The organism is Pseudomonas baetica (genome assembly GCF_051216495.1).
In the GTDB taxonomy this organism is placed as follows: domain Bacteria; phylum Pseudomonadota; class Gammaproteobacteria; order Pseudomonadales; family Pseudomonadaceae; genus Aquipseudomonas; species Aquipseudomonas baetica_B.
Genome location: NZ_JBPKAM010000083.1, coordinates 20,852 through 28,670, shown reverse-complemented (window position 1 = coordinate 28,670; position 7,819 = coordinate 20,852). Strand labels below are relative to the sequence as shown.

Here is a 7,819-nt window from a genome sequence, read left to right as displayed (position 1 = left end):
AGCTTGCTCGCGATGGACTTGAGAGCGCCGCTTGCATTCAGGCTGCCCGCGTAATCGTTAACGACCATCGCGAGCAAGCTCGCTCCTACAGGTAGTGCGCTTTACGCGTCGTTTTCGTGGGTCAGTTCGAGCACGCGGTCGACCAGTTTGTTGATGCCAGAGGCGGCCTCGCTAATGCTCCCGGCCAGCATGTACGCCGGGGTGCTCACCAGTTTGCGCGCCTTGTCTTCGACGATGTCACTCACTGCACAATCCTTGTGGGTCGCGCCCATCTTGTTCAGCGCGGCGGCGGTGTCGGCATCGTTGCCGATGGTGCAGGTCACGCCCGGACCGTAGATCTTTGCCGCCAGGGCCGGCGAGATGCAGATCAGACCCACAGGCTTGCCGGACTCGGCAAACGCTTCGGTCAAGGCCAGGACATCCGGTTGCACGGTGCAGCCGGTGCCTTCGACGGCGAAGTTGGACAGGTTCTTGGCCGATCCGAATCCGCCGGGGATGATCAATGCGTCGAAATCCTCGACGTCTGCTTCGCGGATGTCCTTGATTTCGCCGCGGGCAATACGCGCCGACTCCACCAGCACATTGCGCGATTCGGGCATTTCTTCGCCGGTCAGGTGATTAATCACGTGTAACTGCGCAATATTCGGTGCGAAACACTGTACCTGCGCGCCACGCTGGTCCAGGCGCAGCAGGGTAATCACGCTTTCGTAGATCTCTGCGCCGTCGTACACGCCACAACCGGAAAGGATCACTGCAACTTTTTTGCTCATGGGCGTTTCTCCAGATTCATGGCGTTAAATGTCCACTAATTTGTCACTCGTTGCCATAGGGTTATTTCGCGGCTACACATAGCATCTGTCCTTAAAAAATTCCGTTCAGGACGCGTTATGGACTTCATTCTGTATGCGGTGCCGTTTTTCTTTGTGCTGATTGCCGTCGAACTGCTGGCCGACCGTTGGCGCGGGGTCAGCAATTATCGGGTGGCGGACGCGATCAACAGCATCAGCACCGGCGTGCTGTCCACCACCACGGGCCTTTTGACCAAGGGTGTGGGGCTGCTGACCTATGCGTTCGCGCTCAAACATCTGGCATTGTTCGAACTCTCGGCCGACAGCGTGTGGGTCTGGATCTTTGCCTTCGTCTTCTATGACTTCTGCTACTACTGGCTGCATCGCCTGGGCCACGAGCGCAATATTCTCTGGGCCGCGCATTCGGTGCATCACCAGAGCGAGGACTACAACCTCTCCACCGCCCTGCGCCAGACCAGCACCGGGTTTCTGTTGAGCTGGATCTTCTACTTGCCCATGGCCGTGGCCGGTGTGCCATTGGTGGTGTTTGTCAGTGTCGCCGCGCTGAACCTGCTGTACCAGTTCTGGGTGCACACACGGCACATACCCAAGCTCGGCTGGTTCGAATGGTTCTTCGTTACGCCATCCAATCATCGGGCTCACCATGCACAGAACGCTCTCTACATGGATCGCAACTACGGCGGGGTGTTCATTTTTTGGGACCGTCTATTTGGCTCGTTCCAGGAAGAAGACGACAACGAGCCGGTGATTTTCGGCGTGACCACCCCACTGGCGAGCTGGAATCCGATCTGGGCCAATGTGCAGTTCTACGCGCAGTTGTGGGCGGATGCGCGGCGCGCCGAGCGGACTTGGGACAAGCTGCGGATCTGGTTCATGCGCACCGGCTGGCGGCCGGCGGACGTGGCCGCCAAGTATCCGATGAACAAGCCGGACTTGAGCCAGTTCCGTAAATTCGAGGTGCCGCTGGATGGGCGTCAACAGCTGTATGTGGCGGTGCAGTTCTGCGTCTACATCGCTTTGGGCAGCTACTTGATGAACCTGGAGCCGCAGCTCTCTACCTCCGCTCTGGTACTCGGCTGGGGTGCGGTGGCGCTGGGGTTGTTCGTGCTGGGCGTGGCCCTGGAGAATCGCCCGTGGGCGTTGAAGCTGGAACTGCTGCGGTTGGCATCGAACGTGCCGCTGGTGTGGCTGGCGCCGTGGGTGGGGCTATGGCCGGCCAGCGCGGTGGGCTGGGTCGGCCTGCTCAGTTACAGCCTGCTCAGCGGTATCGGTCTCTATTGCTGCAGAAACCGTTTCACTCGGCTGGCGTCTTAGGATCCGCCGTATTGGCGCGCTCTGCTTTCAGTGCCTGTTCATCGGCGTAGACCTGCTTGGCCAGGCGCGCGTTCTTGAAGCGTCGGCGCGCCCACAAGCCCAGGCCCAGGACGAGCAGGGCGCCGAGCACCCACAGCTCATACTTCTTGATGCTGCCGAGCATGCCTTCGAGCACCGCACCGAAGTGATAGGCCGCTGCCGCCAGCGCGGCGGCCCAGATCGCTGCACCAATCCCGTTGAGCAATAGATAACGGCCCGGTGGATAGCCCGACAGGCCGATCGCCACCGGCATCACCGTGCGCAGGCCGTAGACGAAACGGAAGCTCAGGACCCAGATGTCCGGGTGCTTGCGGATATGTTCCAGCGCCCGGTCACCCATCAACTGCCAGCGCGGTTTGCGTGCCAGCAGCTTGCGCCCGTGCTTGCGCCCCAGGAAGTACCACAGCTGATCGCCGGCATAGCTGCCGAAGAACGCCACGACCACCACCAGGTTGATGTCCATGTATCCACGGAACGCGAGGAAGCCTGCGAGCACAAGGATGGTTTCGCCTTCGAAGAACGTGCCGAGGAACAGGGCAAAATAGCCGAAGTCATGCAGAAATTGTTGGAGCATTGTCTGGGTGCTGGCGAAATGAACGCGCAGCCTAACCCTTCGTACACATTCAGGAAAGTGTCCAAATGTGTCTCGACGTGAACATTTCCTACAAGGACAATGGAATGCGGCTACGTGTCACAGGTTGCACATAACTGTAACGTGTTCGTCATAATGGCCGCTTATAACTGTCACGCTCGCCCGTCTGCGCGGGCTCAGGAGTCTGCCGTGAGCTTTACCCCCGCCAACCGTTTGTTCCCCGCCACCCGCCTGCGCCGCAACCGACGTGACGATTTCTCGCGTCGCCTGGTCCGTGAAAACGTGCTGACCGTCGATGACCTGCTTCTGCCGGTGTTTGTGCTGGACGGTGAAAACCGTCGCGAAGCGGTGGCCTCGATGCCGGGCGTCGAACGCCTGACCATCGATCTGCTGCTGGAAGAAGCGGCCAAATGGGTTGAGCTGGGGATCCCGGCGTTGGCGCTGTTCCCGGTCACGCCAGCCGAACTCAAGTCGCTGGACGCCGCCGAAGCCTGGAACCCGGAAGGTATCGCCCAGCGCGCCACCCGTGCCCTGCGCGCGCAGTTCCCTGAGCTGGGTGTGATCACCGACGTCGCGCTGGACCCGTTCACCACCCATGGCCAGGACGGCATTCTCGACGAAGAAGGCTATGTGCAGAACGACATCACCGTCGACGCACTGGTCAAGCAAGCCTTGTCCCACGCCGAAGCTGGCGCTCAGGTCGTGGCGCCATCGGACATGATGGATGGCCGTATCCAGGCGATCCGTGAAGCCCTCGAGCTGGCCGGGCACGTCAACGTGCGGATCATGGCCTACTCGGCGAAGTACGCCAGTGCCTACTACGGCCCGTTCCGCGATGCGGTCGGTTCTGCACTGAACCTGGGCAAAGCCAACAAGGCCTCTTATCAGATGGACCCGGCCAACAGCAACGAAGCCCTGCACGAAGTGGCGGCGGACTTGTCAGAAGGTGCGGACATGGTCATGGTCAAGCCAGGCATGCCGTATCTGGACATCCTTTGCCGGGTCAAGGAAGAATTCAAAGTGCCGACATTTGTTTATCAAGTCAGCGGCGAATACGCCATGCACATGGCAGCGATCCAGAATGGCTGGTTGAGCGAAGGGGTTATCCTTGAATCCCTGACCGCTTTTAAACGTGCAGGCGCTGATGGCATCCTGACCTACTTTGCCGTTCGCGCAGCTCAATTGTTACGAGAGCAGAAATAGCCCTCCCAGGAACATTCGATGAATACCGAAGGACTCACTGAAGTTGCCGTACAAGACGCTCAACCTGTAGTGGAGCAAATCGCCGAAACACCGCCTGAGCTGGAGCCTGCTCTACCCGCGACGGTGACCGAGCCCGCACTGGCGGCGCCGGCGATTGCCATTCCCGGCCTGGATGACAGCAGCCTGTACATCCACCGCGAGCTATCGCAACTGCAGTTCAACATCCGCGTGCTGGAACAGGCGCTGGACGAGTCCTATCCATTGCTGGAACGGTTGAAGTTCCTGCTGATCTTCTCCAGCAACCTGGACGAGTTCTTCGAGATTCGTGTCGCCGGCCTCAAGAAACAAATCACCTTCGCCCGTGAACAAGCGGGCGCCGATGGCCTGCAACCGCATCAGGCCCTGGCTCGCATCAGCGAACTGGTGCACGGTCACGTAGACCGCCAGTATGCGATTCTCAACGACATTCTGTTGCCGGAGCTGGAAAAGCATCAGGTCCGCTTCATCCGTCGTCGTCACTGGACGACCAAGCTCAAGACCTGGGTCCGCCGGTATTTCCGCGATGAAATCGCCCCAATCATCACCCCGATCGGCCTTGACCCGACACACCCGTTCCCGCTGCTGGTGAACAAGAGCCTGAACTTCATCGTCGAGCTCGAGGGTATCGACGCCTTCGGTCGCGATTCCGGTCTAGCGATCATCCCGGCACCGCGCCTGCTGCCACGGATCATCAAGGTTCCGGAAGAGGTCGGTGGCGCTGGCGACAACTACGTGTTCCTGTCGTCGATGATCCACGCCCACGCCGATGACCTGTTCCAAGGCATGAAGGTCAAGGGTTGCTACCAGTTCCGCCTGACCCGAAACGCCGACCTGGCACTGGACTCCGAAGACGTCGAAGACTTGGCCCGTGCCTTGCGCGGCGAGTTGTTCTCCCGTCGTTACGGCGACGCGGTGCGTCTGGAGGTGGCGGATACGTGCCCGAAACACTTGTCGGATTACCTGCTCAAGCAATTCAACCTGGGCGAAACCGAGCTGTATCAGGTCAACGGCCCGGTGAACCTGACGCGTCTGTTCAGCATCACTGGCCTGGACAGTCAGCGCGAGCTGCAATACATGCCATTCACGCCGCAGATCCCGAAACTGCTGCAGAACAGCGAGAATATTTTCAGCGTGATCAGCAAGCAGGACATCCTGTTGCTGCACCCGTTCGAATCGTTCACGCCGGTGGTCGACTTGCTGCGTCAGGCCGCGAAAGACCCGCACGTCCTGGCGGTGCGCCAGACCCTGTACCGCTCCGGCGCCAACTCGGAAATCGTCGACGCGCTGGTGGACGCCGCGCGTAACGGCAAGGAAGTCACCGCGGTTATCGAACTGCGAGCGCGGTTCGACGAGGAATCCAACCTGCAGCTGGCCAGCCGTCTGCAAGCGGCCGGCGCGGTGGTGATCTATGGTGTGGTCGGTTTCAAGACCCACGCCAAGATGATGCTGATCCTGCGGCGCGAAGCCGGTGAAATCGTGCGTTACGCGCACCTGGGCACCGGTAACTACCACGCCGGCAACGCCCGCCTGTACACCGACTACAGCTTGCTGACGTCGGACGATGCGCTGTGCGAAGACGTCGGCAAACTGTTCAGCCAGTTGATCGGCATGGGCAAGACGCTGCGCATGAAGAAGCTGTTGCATGCGCCGTTCACCCTGAAAAAGGGCATGCTCGACATGATTGCTCGCGAGACCCAGTTCGCCCTCGACGGCAAACCGGCGCACATCATTGCCAAGTTCAACTCGCTGACCGATCCGAAGATCATCCGCGCGCTGTACAAGGCCAGCCAGTCAGGCGTGCGCATCGACCTGGTGGTGCGTGGCATGTGCTGCCTGCGGCCGGGGATCGCCGGGGTTTCCCACAACATTCACGTGCGTTCGATCATCGGTCGCTTCCTGGAGCACACGCGTGTCTTCTACTTCCTCAATGGCGGCGATGAGCAGATGTTCCTCTCCAGTGCCGACTGGATGGAGCGCAACCTCGACAAGCGCGTCGAGACTTGCTTCCCGGTTGAAGGCAAGAAGTTGATCATGCGGGTCAAGAAAGAGCTGGAGCTGTATCTGACCGACAACACCCATAGCTGGAGCTTGCAGTCGGACGGTCGCTACATCCGCAATACGCCGACCGGCAACCAAAACCCACGCAGTGCCCAGGCGGCCTTGCTGGAGCGGTTGGGCAGCCCGATCCTGGCAGTCCGGTAGCCAGGCCTCTGTGGGAGCGAGCAGGCTCGCTCCCACAAGAATTGCGTGCATGAAAAAGGCCTTCCGAAGAAGGCCTTTTTCAGTTTCAGCGCACGTTCAAGACGATATCGACGCGTGTGAGCCATTCCGCTTCGTTGGCGAAGTCGGCCTGGGTCAATTGGTTGTCATCCAGCCATTTTTCCGGGAACACCACTTCCAGGCTGTTGCCATTGGCGTTCAGCTCCACCTGTGGCATGGCTTGGGTGCCGCGAATGTGGTGGAACAGGATCGCGAAGCGCAGCAGCACGCACAGGCGAATCAGCTTGATGCCGTCCTCGTCGAATTCGGCGAACTTGTCCTTGGGAATGTTGCGGCGGTGGCCGCGCACCAGCAGCGCGAGCATCAACTGGTCTTCGCGGGAGAAGCCGGCGAGGTCCGAGTGTTCGATCAGGTAAGCGCCGTGCTTGTGGTACTGATAGTGGGCGATGTCCAGCCCCACTTCATGGACCTTGGCCGCCCAGGCCAGCCGTTCGCGCCAGACGCCGTCGTCATCTTCCAGATCCCAATCCGTGGCCACCTGATCGAAGGCATGCAGGGCTTTGCGTTCCACCCGTGCGGCTTGTTCCAAGTCGACGTGGTAGCGCTCCATCAGCGAGGTCAGGGTGCGTTCACGTACGTCTTCATGGTGATGGCGGCCCAGCAGATCGTAGAGCACGCCTTCGCGCAGGGCGCCTTCGCAGTGGTCCATGCGTTGCAATTCGAGGGAGTCGAAGATGGCTTCTAGAATCGCCAGTCCGGCAGGGAAAATCGCCCGGCGATCAGGCTTGATGCCTTCGAAGTCGATTTTTTCGACATCGCCGAGCTTGATCAGCTTGCGCTTGAGCCAGGCCAGGCCAGGAGCATTGACCTCGCCGTTGCCATGACCGCCGGCCTTCAGCGCCAGGCCGATGGCGCGGATGGTGCCCGAGGAGCCGATGGCTTCATCCCAGGTCAGGCGGTGCAGGGCGTGTTCAATGCTCATGATCTCCAGGCGCGCCGCGGTATAGGCCTGGGCATAGCGGGCTGGAGTGATCTTGCCGTCCTTGAAGTAGCGCTGGGTGAAGCTCACGCAGCCCATTTGCAGGCTTTCGCGCAGCAGCGGTTCGAAGCGTTGGCCGATGATGAATTCGGTACTGCCGCCGCCGATGTCGGCGACCAGGCGCTTGCCGGGCGTATCGGCGAGGGTATGGGACACGCCGAGGTAAATCAGGCGCGCCTCTTCGCGACCGGAGATCACTTCCACGTCATGGCCGAGGATTTCTTCGGCGCGGTGGATGAATTCGGCGCGGTTGCGGGCTTCACGCAGGGCGTTGGTGCCAACGATCCGCACGGCGCCCAGGGGCATACCGCTGATCAGTTGAGCGAATCGCTTCAGGCAATCGAGCCCGCGCTGCATGGATTCTTCGCTGAGATGGCGTTCTTCGTCGATGCCGGCGGCCAGCTGAACCTTTTCCCCGAGACGCTCGAGAATGCGGATTTCGCCGTTCTGGGCCTTGGCCACGACCATGTGAAAGCTGTTGGAGCCCAGGTCGATTGCGGCGATCAGGGACAGATTCTTGGCTTGGGATTGCGGCATGGTCAGGGGGTCTCGGTCGATAACCTC

At 60.4% G+C, this 7,819-nt stretch carries 6 protein-coding genes; 3 read left to right on the top strand and 3 right to left on the bottom strand.

Going from position 1 to position 7,819, the window contains the following annotated elements; all coding sequences use genetic code 11:
• Positions 1 to 101: 101 nt before the first annotated feature.
• Positions 102 to 770 carry an isoprenoid biosynthesis glyoxalase ElbB gene (elbB, locus tag ACSFE6_RS23935; RefSeq protein WP_435429897.1) on the bottom strand — a complete coding sequence of 223 codons (669 nt, stop codon included), beginning with the start codon at positions 768 to 770 and terminating at the stop codon, positions 102 to 104.
• 117 nt (positions 771 to 887) lie between these two features.
• On the opposite strand from elbB, the gene ACSFE6_RS23930 reads away from it, so the two are divergent.
• A complete protein-coding gene (locus tag ACSFE6_RS23930) occupies positions 888 to 2,123 on the top strand; it encodes a sterol desaturase family protein (RefSeq protein ID WP_435429896.1) in 1,236 nt (411 codons plus the stop codon).
• Here ACSFE6_RS23930 and ACSFE6_RS23925 read toward each other — a convergent pair.
• On the bottom strand, positions 2,104 to 2,736 hold the full coding sequence (locus tag ACSFE6_RS23925; RefSeq protein ID WP_435429895.1) for a DedA family protein: 633 nt from the start codon (positions 2,734 to 2,736) through the stop codon (positions 2,104 to 2,106). The genes ACSFE6_RS23930 and ACSFE6_RS23925 overlap by 20 nt on opposite strands.
• A gap of 207 nt (positions 2,737 to 2,943) precedes the next feature.
• Here ACSFE6_RS23925 and hemB point away from each other — a divergent pair, with 207 nt between their 5' ends.
• Together hemB and ppk1 are read left to right on the top strand one after the other, a co-directional pair.
• A complete protein-coding gene (gene hemB / locus ACSFE6_RS23920) occupies positions 2,944 to 3,957 on the top strand; it encodes a porphobilinogen synthase (RefSeq protein ID WP_435429894.1) in 1,014 nt (337 codons plus the stop codon).
• Between the two features lie 18 nt (positions 3,958 to 3,975).
• Positions 3,976 to 6,198, top strand: a complete 2,223-nt coding sequence (gene ppk1 / locus ACSFE6_RS23915; protein WP_435429893.1) for a polyphosphate kinase 1 — start codon at positions 3,976 to 3,978, stop codon at positions 6,196 to 6,198.
• 85 nt (positions 6,199 to 6,283) lie between these two features.
• On the opposite strand, the gene ppx is transcribed toward ppk1, so the two are convergent.
• Positions 6,284 to 7,792 (bottom strand): exopolyphosphatase, encoded by a 1,509-nt coding sequence (gene ppx / locus ACSFE6_RS23910; protein WP_435429892.1) that lies wholly within the window; start codon positions 7,790 to 7,792, stop codon positions 6,284 to 6,286.
• Between the last annotated feature and the right edge of the window lie 27 nt (positions 7,793 to 7,819).